This is a genomic window from Paenibacillus sp. NEAU-GSW1 (genome assembly GCF_009737085.1).
GTDB lineage: Bacteria > Bacillota > Bacilli > Paenibacillales > Paenibacillaceae > Pristimantibacillus.
In genome coordinates this window covers 18,130-37,170 of record NZ_WOVL01000011.1, presented here as the reverse complement: position 1 = coordinate 37,170, position 19,041 = coordinate 18,130, and the positions used below count along the sequence as shown (strand labels likewise).

At 52.7% G+C, this 19,041-nt stretch carries 20 protein-coding genes; 1 reads left to right on the top strand and 19 read right to left on the bottom strand.

All coding sequences use genetic code 11. From position 1 onward, the window contains the following. Window positions 1-39: 39 nt before the first annotated feature. The 18 genes from trmD to GOM71_RS10290 form a co-directional block, all read right to left on the bottom strand. Entirely contained in the window at window positions 40-780 is a 741-nt protein-coding gene (gene trmD, locus GOM71_RS10375) for a tRNA (guanosine(37)-N1)-methyltransferase TrmD (RefSeq protein WP_156280665.1), read from the bottom strand. Window positions 781-784: 4 nt separating this feature from the next. After that, on the bottom strand, window positions 785-1,309 hold the full coding sequence (rimM, locus tag GOM71_RS10370) for a ribosome maturation factor RimM (RefSeq protein WP_156280663.1): 525 nt from the start codon (window positions 1,307-1,309) through the stop codon (window positions 785-787). Between the two features lie 88 nt (window positions 1,310-1,397). Next, entirely contained in the window at window positions 1,398-1,628 is a 231-nt protein-coding gene (locus tag GOM71_RS10365; RefSeq protein ID WP_156280661.1) for a KH domain-containing protein, read from the bottom strand. A gap of 25 nt (window positions 1,629-1,653) precedes the next feature. Further along, entirely contained in the window at window positions 1,654-1,926 is a 273-nt protein-coding gene (gene rpsP, locus GOM71_RS10360) for a 30S ribosomal protein S16 (RefSeq protein WP_042160406.1), read from the bottom strand. 49 nt (window positions 1,927-1,975) lie between these two features. Then, window positions 1,976-3,349, bottom strand: a complete 1,374-nt coding sequence (gene ffh / locus GOM71_RS10355; RefSeq protein ID WP_156280659.1) for a signal recognition particle protein — start codon at window positions 3,347-3,349, stop codon at window positions 1,976-1,978. A gap of 17 nt (window positions 3,350-3,366) precedes the next feature. Continuing rightward, entirely contained in the window at window positions 3,367-3,735 is a 369-nt protein-coding gene (gene ylxM / locus GOM71_RS10350; protein ID WP_367649545.1) for a YlxM family DNA-binding protein, read from the bottom strand. Window positions 3,736-3,864: 129 nt separating this feature from the next. After that, window positions 3,865-4,869 (bottom strand): signal recognition particle-docking protein FtsY, encoded by a 1,005-nt coding sequence (ftsY, locus tag GOM71_RS10345; RefSeq protein WP_156280655.1) that lies wholly within the window; start codon window positions 4,867-4,869, stop codon window positions 3,865-3,867. A gap of 256 nt (window positions 4,870-5,125) precedes the next feature. Continuing rightward, the gene (smc, locus tag GOM71_RS10340; RefSeq protein ID WP_156280653.1) at window positions 5,126-8,716 is read right to left on the bottom strand and encodes a chromosome segregation protein SMC; all 3,591 of its coding nucleotides are present in this window, start codon (window positions 8,714-8,716) and stop codon (window positions 5,126-5,128) included. A gap of 159 nt (window positions 8,717-8,875) precedes the next feature. Beyond that, on the bottom strand, window positions 8,876-9,574 hold the full coding sequence (gene rnc, locus GOM71_RS10335; RefSeq protein ID WP_156280649.1) for a ribonuclease III: 699 nt from the start codon (window positions 9,572-9,574) through the stop codon (window positions 8,876-8,878). Next, window positions 9,564-10,805: a beta-ketoacyl-ACP synthase II gene (gene fabF, locus GOM71_RS10330; protein ID WP_156280647.1), complete on the bottom strand. Its 1,242-nt coding sequence runs from the start codon at window positions 10,803-10,805 to the stop codon at window positions 9,564-9,566. The genes rnc and fabF overlap by 11 nt, the downstream gene beginning before the upstream one ends. Window positions 10,806-10,994: 189 nt before the next feature. After that, on the bottom strand, window positions 10,995-11,228 hold the full coding sequence (gene acpP / locus GOM71_RS10325; RefSeq protein WP_042160396.1) for an acyl carrier protein: 234 nt from the start codon (window positions 11,226-11,228) through the stop codon (window positions 10,995-10,997). Between the two features lie 126 nt (window positions 11,229-11,354). Further along, entirely contained in the window at window positions 11,355-12,104 is a 750-nt protein-coding gene (gene fabG / locus GOM71_RS10320) for a 3-oxoacyl-[acyl-carrier-protein] reductase (protein WP_156280645.1), read from the bottom strand. Between the two features lie 29 nt (window positions 12,105-12,133). Beyond that, window positions 12,134-13,060, bottom strand: a complete 927-nt coding sequence (gene fabD, locus GOM71_RS10315) for an ACP S-malonyltransferase (RefSeq protein ID WP_156280643.1) — start codon at window positions 13,058-13,060, stop codon at window positions 12,134-12,136. An 18-nt stretch (window positions 13,061-13,078) separates the two neighbouring features. Then, window positions 13,079-14,065, bottom strand: a complete 987-nt coding sequence (locus GOM71_RS10310; protein ID WP_367649544.1) for a beta-ketoacyl-ACP synthase III — start codon at window positions 14,063-14,065, stop codon at window positions 13,079-13,081. Window positions 14,066-14,075: 10 nt separating this feature from the next. Continuing rightward, window positions 14,076-15,065, bottom strand: coding sequence for a phosphate acyltransferase PlsX (plsX, locus tag GOM71_RS10305; protein WP_156280641.1), 990 nt, complete (start codon window positions 15,063-15,065; stop codon window positions 14,076-14,078). Beyond that, entirely contained in the window at window positions 15,049-15,645 is a 597-nt protein-coding gene (gene fapR, locus GOM71_RS10300) for a transcription factor FapR (protein WP_156280952.1), read from the bottom strand. Before fapR ends, plsX begins: the two co-directional genes overlap by 17 nt. A gap of 208 nt (window positions 15,646-15,853) precedes the next feature. Next, complete coding sequence (gene rpmF, locus GOM71_RS10295; RefSeq protein ID WP_042160385.1) at window positions 15,854-16,027, bottom strand: 50S ribosomal protein L32; 174 nt, start codon at window positions 16,025-16,027, stop codon at window positions 15,854-15,856. Between the two features lie 37 nt (window positions 16,028-16,064). Further along, window positions 16,065-16,565 (bottom strand): YceD family protein, encoded by a 501-nt coding sequence (locus GOM71_RS10290; protein WP_253944790.1) that lies wholly within the window; start codon window positions 16,563-16,565, stop codon window positions 16,065-16,067. Window positions 16,566-16,733: 168 nt separating this feature from the next. Here GOM71_RS10290 and GOM71_RS10285 point away from each other — a divergent pair, with 168 nt between their 5' ends. Beyond that, window positions 16,734-17,978: a nucleotidyltransferase gene (locus GOM71_RS10285; RefSeq protein WP_156280637.1), complete on the top strand. Its 1,245-nt coding sequence runs from the start codon at window positions 16,734-16,736 to the stop codon at window positions 17,976-17,978. Here GOM71_RS10285 and GOM71_RS10280 read toward each other — a convergent pair. Beyond that, window positions 17,968-19,035 (bottom strand): S16 family serine protease, encoded by a 1,068-nt coding sequence (locus GOM71_RS10280; RefSeq protein ID WP_156280635.1) that lies wholly within the window; start codon window positions 19,033-19,035, stop codon window positions 17,968-17,970. The genes GOM71_RS10285 and GOM71_RS10280 overlap by 11 nt on opposite strands. Window positions 19,036-19,041 lie beyond the last annotated feature (6 nt).

Genomic DNA, 19,041 nt, shown 5'->3' with positions numbered 1-19,041 from the left:
AATCGTCTCTTCGACTGCGCGGTCAAACCGGTCCCTTTGTTATTCCTTTTTTATCGTTTCAAGCCATTGCCGCTCTTTCGCGGTCAACTCGGCAGACTCAAGCAAGTCCGGGCGGCGGCGCAGCGTTCGCAGAAGCGATTGCTCGCGTCTCCAACCCTCAATGCGGCTATGATGGCCCGACAACAGCACTTCAGGCACTTCCCAGTCACGAAACACGGCAGGCCGTGTGTAATGCGGGTATTCCAGCAATCCGGTGCTGTATGAGTCAGTAACTGCGGAAGTCTCATTGCCAAGCACCCCCGGCAGAAGCCGAACGACGCTGTCAATAACAGTCATCGCCGGAATTTCGCCGCCTGTCAGCACATAATCGCCGATGGACAGCTCATCCGTGACCAGATATTCACGAATCCGTTCATCGTAGCCTTCGTAATGACCGCAAATAAGAACAAGATGCTCCTCTTTGGACAGCTCCTCCGCTTTTTTTTGCGTGAAGGATTCGCCTTGCGGGCACATCAGAATGACCCTTGGTTTATTGCCGCTATTCCCGCTTGCATGAACAAGCTCTTCTACAGCCGCGAATACCGGTTCGGGTTTCAGCACCATTCCTCCGCCGCCGCCATACGGGTAGTCGTCAACCGTATTATGCTTATTGTTCGCATACTCGCGAAAATTAACTGCATTCAGCGATACAATTCCTTTTTCATTCGCTTTACCGAGAATGCTGGCGCTAAAAACGCCTTGAAACATTTCCGGAAACAGCGTTAACACATCAATTTTCATTTTGTTAAATCAGCCCTTCCAGCAAACGAACCGTAACGACCTTCTCGGCCACGTCTACATCGAGGATAACATCGTCGATTACCGGCAGCAAAATTTGCTTGCCCTTCGGCTTAACACGATCAACCACCCATACGTGATTCGCGCCCGGGCTTAAAATTTCCGAAATGACGCCAAGCTCCTCGCCATCCTCGGTAACCGCTTTGCAGCCGATTATTTGATGATAGTAATACTGTCCATCCTCAAGCTCAGCCTGCTCTGTTTCGGAAATTTTAAGCAACCAGCCTTTGTACTTCTCTACCTCATTGATGTCGTTAAAGCCTTTCAGCTTGGCAATGTAGGTTCCTTTATGCTCACGAGCAGCCGTAATTTCAATTTCAATCGCTTTGCCCGACTGTTCGTCCTGAAGAGACAGCTTACTGCCAACGGCGAAGCGCTCGTCCGCGAAATCGGTGCTCGGCATAATTTTCACTTCGCCGCGCAAGCCGTGCGTGTTGACCAGTTTGCCGACTGTATACCATTTTGCGCTCATCTTCTATGACCAGCCCTTTGCGTACAATTCAATGCTTATATTTTGAAAAAGGGTTAGGATCAAGATCCTAACCCTCTCTCTTATGCAATTACGATATAATGTCAACGATAACGCGTTTCTGTGATTTGACGGCCGCGGATGTTACGACGGTACGCATCGCTTTCGCAATGCGGCCCTGCTTGCCGATAATTTTCCCGACATCGTCGGCATGTACCGACAATTCGTATACAGTGCCTCGTTCGTCATCCTTCACATTGACGCGTACGTCCTCAGGATGATCCACTAACGCCTTTGCTATGACAAGAATCAAATCTTTCATCTCAAGGCCCTCCGCCGTTCAACAGTTATTTCTGTTGCTTAAGCTCATGGAACTTTTTCAGGACACCTGCTTTGGAAAGCAAGTCGCGAACTGTATCAGAAGCTTGTGCTCCTGTTTGCAGCCATTTCAACGCTTTCTCTTCATCGATCGTTACTTGAGCCGGTTGTGCAACTGGATTGTAAGTACCGATTTCTTCGATAAAGCGACCGTCACGCGGGGAACGGGAGTTGGAAACGACAACGCGGTAGAATGGAGCTTTATGAGCACCAATGCGTTTCAGACGAATACGTACTGCCATGGAAATTCACCTCCTTCGAAAGGTAAACGGCTGTTGCCGTTGTTATGCATTAAAAAGGAAATTTCTTACCTTTGCCCATTAAGCCCTTCAAGCCTTTAAGCCCTTTAGGACCGCCTTTGCCCATCATCGACGAGAACTGCTTCATCATTTTGCGCATGTCGTCGAACTGCTTGATCAGACGGTTAACCTCCGCTACCGAAGTACCGCTGCCCGCCGCAACCCGACGACGTCGGCTATGGTTCAAAATTTCCGGGTTTTGCTTTTCAGCTTTGGTCATGGAGCGGACGATCGCCTCGACGCGGTCGATTTGTTTCTCATCCACCTTCATGTCCTTGAGCCCTTTGACCTTGTTCATTCCCGGCAGCATATCCATCAGCTGATCGAGCGGTCCAAGGTTCCGGACTTGCGCCATTTGCTCGAGAAAATCGTCAAACGTAAACTCGGCATTGCGCATTTTGCGTTCCATCTCCGCAGCTTTCTCGGCATCGATGTTCTGCTGCGCCTTCTCAATCAGGGAAAGCATGTCGCCCATGCCGAGAATACGCGATGCCATCCGGTCCGGATGGAACGGCTCGAGCGAATCGATCTTCTCGCCCATTGCCGCAAACTTAATTGGTTTGCCGGTAACTGCTTTTACCGACAGCGCTGCGCCGCCGCGCGTATCGCCGTCGAGCTTCGTCAGCACAACGCCGGTCAAGTCGAGCTGCTCATGGAAGCTTTGCGCAACGTTAACCGCATCTTGACCTGTCATTGCATCGACTACGAGCAGCACTTCATCCGGCTTAACAATCGCATGGATTTGCTTAAGCTCTTCCATCAGCGCTTCGTCGATATGAAGCCGTCCTGCCGTATCGACGATCAAATAATCATTGCCGTTGTCTTTGGCATGCTGCAAGCCAGCCCGCGCGATTTCAACCGGCGACGTCTGATCGCCAAGCGAGAATACCGGAGCGCCAATCTGCTCGCCGAGCACTTGCAGCTGCTTGATCGCCGCAGGGCGATAAATGTCGGCTGCAACAAGCAACGGCTTGTTATTGCTCTTTTGCAGCAATCTCGCCAGTTTGCCGGTCGTCGTCGTTTTACCCGCGCCCTGCAAGCCGACCATCATAATGACGGTAGGCGGCTTGTTCGCTTTTGCAAGCTTGCTTTGCGTGCCGCCCATCAGCTCCGTCAATTCTTTATTGACGATGTCAATAACGACCATGCCTGGCGTAAAGCTTTTCGATGTTTCCAGACCAACAGCCTTCTCTTTCACTTTGGCGATAAAATCTTTGACGACTTTAAAGTTAACGTCGGCCTCGAGCAGCGCAAGCCGTACTTCGCGCATCGCTTCGTTAATATCATCCTCGGTTACTTTTCCTTTGCCTCTCAGCTTGCCGAACACATTTTGCAATCGGTTCGTTAAGCTCTCAAATGCCGCCATGATCCATCACCCCATCTTCATTCTGTCATCGTTAAACGTTCAATTGCAGCCAGCAGCTGCTGTTTGTCGGCTTCGCCGATTTGCAGCGCGTCGACGCTTTGCGCGAGCTCCGCTGCAAGCTTCTGCCGCGATTCATGCTTTGCAAGCAGCTGGAGCTTGCTTTCATAGCTCTCAAGCGCTTGCTCCGCACGCTTTACATGCTCGTACACCGCTTGGCGGCTAATGCCGGATTCCGCGGCTATTTCGCCCAGCGTGTAATCGTCGTGAAAATAATATTTGAGAAACGTCCGCTGCTTCTCGGTGAGCAAAGGCTCATAGAAATCGAACAGCAAATTGATTCGGTTCGTTTTTGCAAGGGCATCTGGCTCTTGATTTGCAAGTGTCACCTTTATCCCTCCATCGCGATTTCCCGTCGTTGCGAGTCCGTCAAGGCAAAAACCTTTACACCTGCGCAACGAATATTATATTACACGATGGCCCGCATCACTGTCAAGCTTTTCTCCTTGTCACCTTAATCACTGCTCTTCAGAGGCATTTTCAGTTTCGCGTTGGATCAACCCGGCGAACAAAGCGTGTACGAATTGCTCGGAGTCAAACTCTTGCAAATCGGTCATTTTCTCGCCGAGTCCGACCAGCTTAACCGGCAAGTTCAGCTCATTGCGGATGGCGATGACGATACCGCCTTTAGCCGTACCGTCAAGCTTGGTCAGCACGAGGCCGGTAACGCCGCTCTTCTCGCCGAAAAGCTTCGCTTGGCTCAATGCGTTCTGGCCGGTCGTCGCATCAAGAACGAGCAGCACCTCATGCGGCGCATCGGGAATTTCCCGCTGAATGACGCGGAAAATTTTGTTCAGCTCCTCCATCAGGTTCGTCTTGTTCTGGAGGCGTCCTGCCGTGTCGCACAGCAAAATATCAACGCCGCGCTGCTTGGCCGCCTGAACGGCGTCAAACATAACGGCTGCCGGGTCGGAGCCCGACGATTGCTTAATGACGTCTACTCCGACGCGCTGGCCCCATACTTCCAGCTGCTCGATCGCCCCCGCGCGGAAGGTGTCGCCTGCCGCAAGCAGCACGCTTTTGCCTTCGCTCTTGTACTTATGCGCCAATTTGCCGATCGTCGTCGTTTTACCGACGCCGTTAACGCCTACGAACAGAATGACGGTAATGCCGCCGTTCTTCGACATTTGCAAGCCCGGATTGTTGTCGCCTTTCAGCAAGCCGACCAGCTTCTCAGACAAGATAGGCTGCAAATCGGACGCATTCTCGATCTTCTGCTTCTTCACTTCAACGCGCAAATCGTCGATCAGCTGCATAACCGTATTGACGCCTACGTCGGCGCCGATCAAAATTTCCTCCAGCTCCTCGTAGAACTCTTCGTCGATTTTTTTTCGTCTCGTAATGAGCTCCTCGACTTTCTCTACGATGGCCGTGCGCGTCTTTGTGAGACCTTCTTTAAATATATTGGTGACCGCTTCCGTCTTGGAAGCGATGCTTTCCTTAAGCTTTTTGAAAAAACTCATTCGATTGTTATCCTCCTAAATGAACGTAACTTCACTCTTCGTTCCAAAACCGCCGTTCGCCGGCACTATATTGGATTTATCCGATAACTTTGCTTTGCCCAAAGGCTGTCATTTCTCAGCTCTATATTGGATTTATCCAATAACTTTGCCCCAAACCAGTCATTTCTCAGCTCTATATTGGATCTATCCAATAACTTTGCCCCAAAGCAGTCATTTCTCAGCCCTATATTGGATTTATCCAATTAGAGCTGGAACATCAAGCCGTTACTGGCTCGTCCTCTTCTTCTTCCTGCTCCTCAAGACGGACAGAGACGAGCTTCGATACTCCGCCCTCTTCCATCGTGACGCCGTACAGCACGTCCGCCTCTTCCATCGTTCCTTTGCGATGCGTAACGACGATAAACTGCGTAAGCCCGGAAAACTCGCGCAAATACTGGGCAAAGCGGGCAACGTTCGCTTCGTCTAGCGCCGCTTCAACCTCGTCAAGGACGCAGAATGGAACGGGCTTCACTTGCAGAATCGCAAAGAGCAGCGCAATTGCTGTCAATGCGCGCTCGCCGCCGGACAGCAGCTGCAGATTTTGCAGCTTTTTCCCCGGTGGTTGAGCAACAATGTCGATGCCGGTATCGAGCACGCGATCCGGTTCAACAAGGACAAGATCCGCTCGACCGCCGCCGAACAGTTTGGCAAAAACGACGACAAAATGGCCGCGGATCGCTTCGAATGTCGTCTTGAAACGTTTCGACATTTCGTCATCCATCTCTTTAATTACTTGATAAAGCGTCGTCTTGGCTTCAACCAAATCATCCTTCTGCTCGGTCAGGAAGTCAAAACGTTCCTTCACGCGTTCATATTCGTCAATTGCGCCTAAGTTCACATCGCCGAGCGCCGTTATTTGCCGTTTCAAATCGCGAACCGCGTTTTGCGTGCCGACAACGTCCTCCGGAACCGGATAACGCTCTTTTGCCAGCTCAAAGCTCAGTTCGTATTCCTCGCTCAGCTTTCGCAACAGATTGTCTAGCTCAACGTCAAGCCTGTTAGCCGCGATTTCTGTTTGCCGCAACTGGTCTTCGACATTGCGCAGCTGAGCGCGCTGCTCCTTCGTCTCGCTCTCGCCTTGTTCAAGCTCACGCGTCCGATCTGCACGGGCCGAACGTTTCAGATCAGTCTGCTCCGCGCATTCCTGCTTCTTCAGGCGCAAAGCGTTCAACTGCTCGATTTGCTCGACCGTTTCTTGGCCGTGGCGCGCCAGCTCTTCTTCTTGCTGCGCCAGCAGCGAACGGTAACCGCCAAGCTCTTGCTTAGCTCGTCCAATATCGCTGCGCACGCGCGAAGCCTGATCCTCGAAGCTCAGCTTCTCCTGATCGGTTTTGGCGACGGCGATTTTCAAATCGGTGAGCTGGCCCTGCAGCTCTTCCTTCGCCGTCTCGCTCGCTTTGCGCCGTTCTTCCGCGAGGCGGATCGCTTCCTGCAGACGCGCTTCCTCGGCAGTCAACTCCACCAGCCGCGCTTCCGCTTCTTCCGCCGATTGCTTCATCGTCTGCTGCTCGGCCTGATGGCTGCTGCGATCGGAAGTAAACAGCTGCGCCTGCTCGCCGAGATGCTTGGCTTCGTTTTGCAGCTGCTGCTGCTCAGCGCGAATTTGCTGCTCGTCAATCCGACTTTGCTCGGAAGCGGCTCTTAACTCTTCCATTTTGTGCGACAGAATCGACTGCTCTTTGCGCAAATCGCTTAACTTGTCTCTCAATTGAGCGATCATCGATTGCGCTTCAACGATTTCTTTATCAAGCGCTTCAATTTGCCGGCCTCGGCCGAGCAAGCTTGCTCCCTTCTTCTGCAAGCTGCCGCCTGTCATCGAGCCGCCTGCGTTGACGACATCGCCTTCAAGCGTCACTACCCGATATCGATATTGGCATTTCGATGCGATTCGGTTGGCCTGCTCCAACGTTTCAGCAAGCAAAACGTTGCCGAGCAAGTTATTGATAATGGCTTCATATTTCGGATCGCAGGATACAAGATCGGCAGCGACGCCAACAAAGCCTTCGACGCCTTCGGCCATTCTGCGCTCGTGATCGGGAACTTGTCGGCCCCGAATAACGTCAAGCGGCAGGAACGTCGCGCGTCCAAGCTGCCGCTGCTTCAAGAAGCCGATGGCAATCCGCGCCGATTTTTCATCTTCCATGACAATATGCTGCATCGCGCCGCCTAGCGCCGTCTCAACGGCCGTCTCCAGCCGCTCCGGAACCCGGACAAGCTCTGCAACCGCGCCATGCACGCCGCTAATGCCGCCGGAAGCGCGTCTTGACGCCTTTAGCACCTCTCGAACGCCTTGCATAAACCCGTCAAGGGCATCTTGCATTTCCTTCATCGTATCGCGGCGAGATATTTGCGAATCGAGCTTCTGCTCCCACTTGCGGATAGCAGCCAATCCATCTTCGATATATTGCGAAATTTCCTTCGATTTTTCCGCTTCGCCAATATATTTCGTGCGGTTAGCATCGATCGCTTTCAAAGTCGCTTCCAGCTGTTTATCCAGCTCTGTCCGTCGTACCTTCAGCTTATCGTTCTGCTCGTTCCATTTCGCTTCTTCCTCCGTTAGCCGCTCCATTCGCCGTTGAACCGCTTCTTGCTGCTGCGACGCATAACGAATTTCGTTGCGGATTTGCGACATCGTGCTCAGCACTTCGAGCAATTCGCCTTTCAGCAATTCTTCCGCGTCAACGCTTGTGCCGCCGGCTACGCCAAGCAGGTTGGACTCTTCATCAGCAAGCTTAACTTTAAGCTCTGCCAATTGAAGCTCAAGCACAGCGGCACGGCCGCGAAATTCCGCTTCCTCCTTGGTTAAGGCACCGATTCGCTCGTCTTGCGCGGCAATCGTCTCTTCCAGCTGACGCTTATTTTGCTCAAGGTTGCGCTTGCGCTCTTTAAGCACCTCGCCGTACCCTTCGCATTTCTCGTATTCCTCGCTGAATTGAAGCATCGATTCATGCAGCCTGTCGAGCTCCTCCTCCAGCTCGCGAAGCGCATGGCGATCCTTCTCCAGATGCGCATCATGCTTGCTGACAACGGTGGACAATTCAAGCTGCTCGCGCTTTAACCGGTTCAGCTTTTCATTGGCTTCCGCCCAAGATTTATGTACGTTCTCGATATTATGCACATACATCGAAATCTCTTGCGTCTTGAGCTGCTCTCTCAGCTGCTTGAAGTGAATGGCCTTCGCCGATTGCTCGCGCAGCGGCCCGACCTGATCGTCAAGCTCCGTCACGAGATCGTGAATGCGCAGCAGATTCGTTTCCGTCTCTTCAAGCTTCTTCTGCGCTTCGCGCTTACGCGACTTATACTTAACAATACCGGATGCTTCTTCAAAAATGCCGCGGCGGTCCTCGGAACGCGTACTCAAAATTTCTTCGATCCGGCCTTGCCCGATAATCGAATACGCTTCCTTGCCGATACCCGTATCCATGAAGAGCTCGGTTATATCCTTCAGCCTGCACGGCTGTTTGTTAATCATATATTCGCTGTCGCCGCTTCGATGAACGCGGCGTGTAACAGTGACCTCATTGTACTCAAGCGGAAGCGCGCCGTCCCCATTATCGAGCGTCAAGGACACTTCACCGTAGTTGACCGCTTTTCTCGCATCGCTTCCGGCAAAAATTATGTCTTCCATCTTTCCGCCGCGCAAGCTTTTGGCGCTTTGCTCGCCAAGCACCCACCTTATTCCGTCAGAAATATTGCTTTTGCCGCTGCCGTTCGGTCCGACAACAGCCGTTATGCCGGTAACAAACTCCATTTCGGTTTTGTCGGCAAACGATTTAAATCCAGCTAATTCGATCCGTTTCAGGAACATGATTTGGCTTTCACCTCATCCCTCATTGTAACACAACCTGTACGTGCTCCGTAACCTCTTTCAGACAAGCTTAACGCTTTCTGAATGCGAAAAACGGGTTCATTTCGCATGTGCCGCACCTTCGACACATCCGAGACGAACCCGTGACATCAGGATCCACTATTCCGCTGACAACGATTGCCAAGCTTGCGATGCCGCCCGTTGCTCCGCTTCCTTTTTCGTACGGCCTGCTCCGCTGCCGTAAGGCGTATCTCCAAGATATACTTCAACGACAAATTCGCGATCATGCGCAGGGCCGCGTTCTTCGGTTATACGGTATTCAACCGGTCCAAGGCCGTTATGCTGCGCCCGCTCCTGCAGCTTCGACTTGAAATCTTTGACGAGCAAGCCATAGTCGTTCGATTCGATAAAAGGAAACATATGCGCTTCCAAAAATTCGCGCGTCCGATCAATCCCGGCATCCAAATAGATGGCGCCGACGAATGCCTCGAACAAATCGGCAAGCAGAGCAGGACGTTGGCGCCCGCCAAGCTGCTCTTCGCCCCTGCCAAGCATGACATGCGATCCGAGATCAAGCCGCTCCGCAAATTGCGCAAGCGATGGCTCGCAAACAACCGAAGCTCTCATTCGGGTCAATTCGCCTTCCGGACGCTGAGGATAAGCCGTGAACAAATATTGTGAAACAAGAAGCTGAAGCACCGCGTCGCCGAGAAACTCTAGGCGTTCGTTATGCTCAATCGAGCTGTGCTTATGCTCATTGACATACGAAGTATGCGTGAAAGCTTGCTTCAACAATTTCAGCTGTTTAAATTTGAGCTCCAGCCTGGACTGGAGCTCATGGAAGTTATCACGCTTCATATACTTTCATCACGATCGTTGCGTTATGGCCGCCGAAGCCGAACGAATTGGACAGCGCCGTGCGAACGTCGGCTTTACGCGCCTTGTTTGGCACATAATCCAAATCGCATTCCGGATCTTGATTTTCAAGATTGATTGTCGGAGCGATCACGCCATTTTGCAGCGTTAGGCCAAGAATAACCGCTTCAACGCCGCCTGCTGCGCCGAGCAAATGTCCGGTCATCGACTTCGTTGAGCTAACCGCTACTTTATAAGCATGGTCGCCAAGCGCTTTCTTGATCGCTTTCGTCTCCGAACGGTCGCCTACCGGAGTAGACGTGCCGTGCGCGTTAATGTAATCGATCGCTTCCGGCTCAATGCCTGCGTCTTTAAGCGCACGCGCCATGCAGCGTGCTGCGCCTTCCGGATCCGGTTCCGTCATATGATGAGCGTCGCCGCTCATGCCGTAACCGATTACTTCCGCATAAATGCGGGCGCCGCGCTGCTGCGCATGCTCCAAAGATTCAAGGATAAGAACGCCAGCGCCTTCGCCCATAATAAATCCGTCGCGGTCCGTATCGAACGGACGGCTCGCTCTTTGCGGCTCATCGTTTCGAACCGACATTGCCCGCATCGAGCAGAAGCCGGCCAGGCCGGTAGGGCGAATTGTTGCTTCCGCGCCGCCGCAAATCATAACGTCAGCTTCGCCGCGTTGGATCAATTTGTATGAATCGCCAATCGAATGCGTTCCGGTCGCGCAAGCGGTAACAGCTGTACTGTTCGGACCTTTTGCGCCGGTCAGAATCGACACTTGTCCCGAGCCCATGTTCGCGATCATCATCGGAATAAAAAATGGACTGACGCGTTTAGGGCCTTTTTCAAGAAGAATATTATGTTGATCTTCCCATGTGCCCAGACCGCCGATGCCGGAACCGATCATTACGCCGACGCGCTCAGCGTCAACGTTCTCGCCGATAACGATGCCGGAATCTTTAATCGCCGACAAGCTTGCTACAGAAGCAAATTGGACGAAACGATCCATCCGGCGAGCTTCTTTCTTATCCAATTGAAAATCTTCAGGATTGAAGTTTTTAATTTCAGCTGCAATTTGCGTCGGATACTCGGAAACGTCAAACGCTTCGATGTTAGATACGCCCGATTTCCCTTCCAGCAAATTGCCCCAGAATTGCTCCAATTCCGATCCGAGCGAGGTCATGACCCCCATGCCGGTTACGACAACTCTCTTTTTCATTTCATTCACCTCAAAATATAACATCATGATCTTTAATTCGCACTTAATGCCATACATAATTATTATTTCTATTTATATAAAAAGCGTTAAAGCTCAGTTCATACATTCATTGTCGCGCTTGGATTTACAGCCTGAACAGTCGTTCATATGGAGAGAAGTCCCGTTTATTCAACGGGACCCCCGGCTTACTTAGTTAAGAGATTGTATGTAATTAACAACTTCTCCCACTGTAGTGATTTTCTCTGCATCTTCATCAGAGATCTCCATATCAAACTCGTCTTCCAGCTCCATGACCAATTCTACGACGTCAAGAGAGTCAGCGCCGAGGTCATCTTTAAAGGAAGCTTCCAGCGTGACTTCCGCTTCGTCTACGCCCAGTCGGTCGACGACGATACGTTTTACACGTTCTACTACTTCGGACATCCGGTTCACCTCCTCTTTGGTATTATACGAGAATTAAAGATAAAATGCCATACGTAACCGTTTTAATCCTGTTCAGACGGTATCCGTTCAGCTTAATTCCCGCGTGCGGCAAGCGCTGCGGCCTGCTTACATGTACATTCCGCCGTCTACATGCACGGTCTGTCCTGTCATGTAAGAAGCAGCATCGGAGGCCAGGAAACGAACCGCGTTCGCGATATCTTCCGGCCCGCCGAGGCGAGCAAGCGGTATTTCTTTGGAGAGCGATTCGCGCGTCTCCTCAGACAGCTTGTCAGTCATGTCCGTCTGAATAAAGCCCGGAGCGATGCAGTTGACCGTAATGCCCCGCGAAGCCAGCTCGCGCGCGCTCGCCTTCGTCAAACCGATTACGCCTGCTTTCGCAGCGACATAATTGGCTTGCCCCGGGTTGCCGAGCACGCCGACGACAGAGGAAATGTTGATGATTCGGCCCGAACGCTGCTTCATCATCGTGCGGGTAACCGCTTTGATCCCGTTAAAGACGCCTTTTAGGTTCGTCTCGATGACTTGATCAAATTCCTCTTCCTTCATGCGCATAATTAAATTATCTCTTGTAATGCCCGCGTTATTCACCAAAATATCGAGCGCGCCGAATTGTTCGACAGTTTCTTTCACCATCGCTTCGAATTCATCCGCTTTGCCGACGTTGGCTTTCAAAATAATCGCGCGGCGTCCAAGCGCCTCAACCGCTTGCGCCGTCTCGGCTGCGGCTGCTTCGCTGCCGGAATAGTTGATTGCAACGTCCGCGCCCGCTTCCGCTAGCGCAATCGCAATCGCTCTGCCGATTCCGCGCGACGCGCCCGTCACAAGAGCTTTCTTGCCTTCCAGACTGGCAAACATAGCATACCCTCCTTCGACATCAATAAGTATTAACCCAAAGCTTCAATTGCAGCTGCGCTGTTAATCGAAGTAACTCGCACATTTTTGTCGATCTTCTTGATCAGTCCTGCCAGAACAGTTCCCGAGCCGATTTCGACAAAATGGTCGACGCCTTGATCGATCAAGTAGCGAACGCTGTCTTCCCATAAAACAGGTGAATATACCTGTTCCACCAGCAAACTGCGAATAGCGGAAGCTTCCGTAACCTCTGAAGCCGTAACATTGGCCACCACGGGTACTGCAGCGTCGCCCATGCTTACGCCGTTAAGAACGCCGTCAAGCTTGTCGGCTGCAGGCTTCATCAACGAAGAGTGGAACGGGCCGCTGACTTCAAGAGGAATGACCCGCTTAGCGCCGGCTTCCTCTTTGCCGCGCTCGACGACTGCTTGTACGCCTGCTGCAGTTCCGGAGACGACAATTTGTCCAGGGCAGTTCACGTTGGCAAGCTCCACCGCAGCGCCCTCTTCCGTTACTTTGGCGCATAACGCCGCAAGCGCGTCGCGCTCAGCCCCAAGAACGGCAGCCATTGCGCCTTGCCCGCTTGGAACGGCCTGTTCCATAAATTCGCCGCGCGCGCGAACCGTGCGAACAGCATCAGCGAACGACAGCACGCCAGCTGCAACGAGCGCGCTGTATTCGCCAAGACTGTGTCCGGCCACATAATCCGGCGTAAGGCCTCGGCCTTCCAACGCTTTAAGCAAGGCAACGCTGACCGTCAGCAGTGCAGGCTGGGTATTCGCCGTTTGCTTCAACAGCTCGTCCGGGCCGTTAAAAATAATGTCGCTAATCGCCAAGCCAAGCGCTTCGTCGGCCTGCTCGAAAATGACGCGCGCGCTTTCCGCTGAATCGTAAGCGTCTTTGCCCATTCCGACCGCTTGCGCTCCTTGACCGGGAAATACAAAAGCTGTTTTACTCATTATCTTTCATTCCCTCCGTTACCAGTTCAACACCGAAGCGCCCCAAGTAAGGCCGCCGCCGAAGCCGACGAGCACCAGGCAATCGCCTTCCTTCACTCGGCCCTCCTCGACCGCTTCAGCCAGCGCAATCGGAATCGATCCCGCCGATACGTTGCCGTACTTGTCCAGATTGATCATCGCTTTCTCCTCCGGCAATTCCAGACGGGAAAGCGCCGAACGAATAATACGGATATTCGCTTGATGCGGCACGAGCAAATCAATATTTTCTTTCGTCAAGCCGGCTTTTTCAAGCGCTTCTTCCGCAGCTCCGCCCATAATGCGCACGGCGAACTTAAATACGTCGTTGCCTGCCATATGGATATAGTGCTGCTTCGATTCAATGCTGTCAGCCGTAGCCGGCGTACGGGAACCGCCGCCGCTTACTTTAAGCAGCTCGCCGCCGCTGCCGTCCGCGCCCAGCACGAACGATTTGAATCCGCGTCCTTCCGGTACAGGACCGAGCACAACTGCGCCCGCGCCGTCGCCGAACAGAATGCAAGTGTTGCGGTCTGTGTAATCGGTAATGCGCGACAATGTTTCCGCGCCAACAACAAGCACATGCTTGTACATGCCGGTAGCAATCATGCTCGATGCAGTAGCCAGACCGTAAATAAAGCCCGAGCATGCCGCGGATAAATCGAATGCCGCCGCCCGCTTTGCGCCAAGCTTATCTTGCAGAAGGCAAGCGGTCGAAGGGAAAAACATATCCGGCGTTATCGTCGCCACAAGGATGAGATCGATGTCTTCCGCCGTCAAGCCAGCCGCTTCAATCGCAATACGCGAAGCTTCATAAGCGAGATCAGAGGTTGCCTGCTCCTCAGCCGCCAGCCTGCGCTCGCGGATGCCGGTACGGGTAACGATCCATTCATCGTTCGTTTCAACCATTTGTTCCAGTTCTTGATTCGTTAAAATGCGATCGGGTACATATTTTCCCGTTCCAATAATGCCTACAGGATGTAAATTCACGCTAACACACTCACTTCCCGCTTATTTCCGCCGTAATCGCATCTGTCAGCCGGGCGCCGATCGCCGTTCGCGCTTGGCGAACCGCGTTCTTTACCGCAACGCTGTCGGATGAACCGTGGCATTTCATGACTAGCCCGTTAAGACCAAGCAGCGGCGCACTTCCGTGCTCCTTGTAATCCATCTTTTTCTTCAGCTTTTTCAGCCTCGGCAGCATGATCGCCGCCGCAAGCTTCGTCATCATCGACTCGCCGAACGCTTCCTTCAAATAATTCAACAACGCTCCTGCCGTTCCTTCCATCGACTTGAGCATAATATTGCCCGCAAAGCCGTCACAGATGAGAACGTCGCAGCTGCGCTGCAAAATATCGCGAGATTCCACATTGCCGATAAAATGGATCGGTGCTGACGCGAGCAAATCATAGGCGGCTTTAGTAAGCTCATTGCCTTTCTTTTCCTCGGTGCCGACATTTAGCAAGCCGACGCGAGGATTTTTGAGGCCATGAACCTTGGACCGATAAATGCTGCCCATAATTGCGTATTGCAGAAGATGCTCCGGCTTAGCGTCCATATTGGCGCCAAGATCGAGCGCAAGCACGCCGATGTCATCCATCGTCGGCAGCATCGGAGCCAGCGCCGGACGTTCAATCCCGTCCATGCGGCCAACGACGAGCAGCCCCGTCGTCATAAGCGCGCCGGTATTGCCAGCCGACAGCATCGCATCCGCCTGACCGTCTTTCACAAGCTGCCCGGCCACTACCATTGAGGAGCCTTTTTTGCGGCGCACCGCTTTTACCGGCTCGTCATCCGCCCCGATAACCTCGTCCGCGTGCAGAAGAATGAGATTTGCCGGTTTTTGCTCTTGGAGCAGCTTTTCAATTACGGCAGTGTCTCCTACGAGCACAAGCTCCGTATCCGGCCACTCCTTTGCCGCTTCTAGCGCTCCCAGCACAATTTGACCGGGAGCGTGGTCGCCGCCCATTGCGTCAATGGCGATCCGCATGTCCGTCTCCTCCTTCGTTTTCCGCATCTCCCGCGGAACGATAAATGACGAAATTGCCTTGGAAGACCATCTCATCGCCTACGTAAGTAAACAGTTCAACCTTCGATTTATTGCGCTCGCCGGAAATGGAACGAACATAAGCTTTGGCAATGCATTTCTCGCCAAGCTTGACCGGCCTTATGAAACGGATATCCGCCGTTACCGTGAGCGCGATTTTATCATCAATAATCGCAACCGCCAGCGAGTTCGCCTGCGCGAACACATGATGGCCTCGGGCAATGCCGGTGCGGGAGAAAACATGCTCATCGCGTATTTCAAAAATCGAGATGCCGCTTTTATCAAGCTGCAAATCGACGATGTCGCCAATCACCTCATGCAGCGGCAGCGACCGAACCGAATCGTACGAGCGCTCAGCCATCAGCTTCATGCGCTCCCGCAGCTCGGGAATTCCGAGCTCCATCCGGTCCAATCGAATCGTCTGAATGCTTATTTTCAAATGGCGGGTCAGCTCCCGGTCAGTCATGAACGGATTTTCTTCAATCAGCCGGGCCAGCAGCTGATGCCGCTGCCGTTTGGGCATACGTTCGATTGTCGGCACCACCTTTACATTATAGTGACTCACTTCTTATTTTAAGACAAAATGTTTTTGGCGATTCGGTACGCCTAATTTATTTGTCCATTATTCGCTGTCATGATATGTAGCTGATATTATAACCTGGTACTAACCGGCGGTAATAAAAATAGCACCTCATCGCAATGAAGTGCTATTATTGTGGGAATCCCCAAGATTATTGAGCAATAATCTCTTTCGTTTTGTAGTATCCGCACACTTTGCATACGTGGTGAGCCAATTTCAGCTCTCCGCATTGCTCGCATTTAACCATACCCGGCACAGCCAGTTTGAAATGCGTACGACGTTTGTCGCGGCGAGTTTTGGACGTTCTTCTTTGAGGTACTGCCATCTTTCCCACCTCCTTCACAAAATCGGTAGCTTTTACGCTATTGTTCTTCTTTGAACAAATCCTTCAGCACTGCCAGACGAGGATCAATCTTCTCGGTCTTGCAGCCGCATGTATGTTCATTCAAGTTCTGTCCGCAATTGTGACAGAGACCTTTGCAATCGTCACTGCATAGTGGCGCAAAAGGCATGAAGAGTTGAACGGCCTCTTCCACGATAGGTTTGAGGTCCAGTTTGTCCCCTTCAACCGCAATGACGTCGTCATCCTCGTCCTCTTCGAAGTTTTCCCCGTCCGATTCGGATGCCGGTTTAAACTGCTCATGGATCGGAATAACCGTGTGCTCTTGTACCGGTTCAAGACAACGCGAGCAAGCCAGCTCCCAATCGATGGACAATTCGCCATCGACCGCAATAACGTCTTCTCCCCCCGTCACTTGAAGCGACACCTGGAGCGGACCCGTGCGAATAACATCGCTGCGTCCTGCGAACAGGGCAGATACGTCGATCGATTCCTCGACCTTTTCTCTTAACCCTTTGGACATTGTTTCTCGAATATGAAACTGCATCAGATCACCCCAAACAAACAAAATTTATTATAGCTATTTAGGCAAGGTTTTGTCAACATTTTCACACCATTCGTATTCGCTTCGTGAATCTGCCGCCCTCTCTATGCTATGATGGGACATATATCCAAAAGGTGGACAAAGCGCATGCGTACAGTGGGACTAATTGTCGAGTATAACCCGTTTCATAACGGACATCAATATCATTTGCAGCAATCGCAAAAAATAACGGGCGCTGAAGCGGTTGTGGCCGTCATGAGCGGAAATTTCCTGCAGCGCGGAGAGCCTGCTGTCATGGACAAGTGGGCGCGAACCGAAACTGCGCTTCGCGGAGGCTGCGATCTCATTATCGAGCTGCCGGCCGCATACGCAACGCAAGCAGCCGAATGGTTCGCATACGGAGCTGTCTCGTTGCTTGAAGCAACCGGTGTCGTGGACGCCTTCTGTTTCGGCACAGAAAGCGGAGAGCTTGATCCGCTCCGCGAAGCGGCCCGCGTCATCGCAAATGAGCCTCCGGCTTTCCAGTCGATGCTTAAGGGGGCGCTCGCCGAAGGCGCTGCTTATCCGAGCGCATACAGCGCCGCCGTATCGGCGTATTTGCAATCCATCGGCAATGATCGAGCCGCCAGCTTCCCGTTCGCCCAGCCGAACCATACGCTCGGCCTTCATTACTTAATCGCGCTCGAACGCATCGGCGGAGCCATGGAGCCGCATACGCTGCGCCGAGAAAAATCAGACTATAACCAAACAACCGTCACTGACCAGAAAATCGCAAGCGCCACCGCCATTCGCAAACTGCTGCTGGAGCAGCGGCAGCTTGCCGATTGCAAAGCATACGTTCCCGAAACGACCTATGACGTCATGGCAAGGGAATGGACGGCCGGCAGAAGCCCGGTCAGCTGGACCGAGTTCACAGCCCCGCTGCTTCACGGCATCGTCACCCGTTCGCCTCGACAGTTGGCAGAAATGCGTGAGATGACCGAAGGATTGGAGCATCGAATGCTCGGGGCGCTTCCGTCGCTTCAAAGCTTCGATTTCGAACCGTTTATCGATCTGATCAAAACGAAACGATATACGAGAACCAAACTGCAGCGTGCGCTGCTGTCGATATTGCTTGGACATCGGAAAGAGGATTTTACTGCAGACAAGCTTTCCGCCGGCGTCGAATATATTCGGGTCCTCGGCTTTACGGAGAAAGGCCGCGGGCTTCTTCGCCGCATGCGCAAGGAAGCGAAGCTCCCCGTATTGCTGAGCGCAGCCAGAACCGAGACGCCATACCGCTATTTGGAGCTGGATACGCAAGCGACCGCTGTTTATATGCTAGGCCAATCCGGCAACGATTCGGCGGCCTCGATGTTCCGCGATTACACGGACAAGCCGATTATGCTTTAGGCTGCTGCAGCGCGATGGCGGCAACAGCTTCCGATAACGTTGTTGCCGAAATAACGCGCATGGAGCTGCCGATTGCTTTCGCCTTCGCAGCAGCTTCTTTGTAGTTTTCGGCTGGCGCGATAAACAGCTGCGCGCCAGCCTGATCGGCAGCGACAATTTTGTAACGGATCCCGCCGATTGCGCCGACTTTCCCGGAAGGCTCAATTGTGCCTGTACCGGCTATTTTCAACCCGCCCGACAACTCGCCCTCCGTCAGCAAATCGACCGCCTGCAGGGCGAACATCAGTCCCGCCGACGGGCCGCCAATCTCTCCCGCATTGACGGTAAGCGACATCCGCCCGTCTCTTGGCTGCAAGCTGCGAATTTCCGACAGCCTCACCTCCCCAGGCAATCCCGGTACGGCTTCTTCCTTCAGTTCGCTGCCATCCCGGTTCGTCGGCAATATCAAGCGAACGATTTTCCCGCTTCGCTGAACCTCGGCTGTCACTTGTTCTCCGCGACGATTTGGCTTTAAAGCTTCCTCGATGTCTTTCATGCTATAAATTTCGGCATTATTAAGTTTTAGTACGATATCACCCGCTAATAAGCTTTCGGGGCTCTTCTCGTTTGAATCCGTAATGGCGACCGATTCGGCGACGGAATGATAAGGAATTTTCGCATAGCGATAAGCTGCTTCGACAGCGTCATGCTGCGAACCCGTCATAATAACGCTCATCCGCCGCAAGTACTGCTCGTTGGAATATCCTCTCAGCACGTTGCGTTTGGCCAAGCTTTCGGCATTCGGCCTCCAGCTGGCGCGAAGCGCTTCCCAATAATTCACCTCCGACAATTTAACGGTTGTGATCATAAAGGCTCCGCTATCTTGGGCGGCGCTTCTCGCATCCGCCTTGCTGTCAGCTTTGTTGTTCAAAAGCACCATCGGCTTGGCTGGAGCGGCAATTCCCGGCTCATAAATGACAAACGGAGAAGGCGCATACAAAATAAACCACATAAACAGGGCTGTTGCTGCCGCAAGCGCAATCGTACGCATTGCCGTTTGCTTACGCTGAATATCCATCCTGCG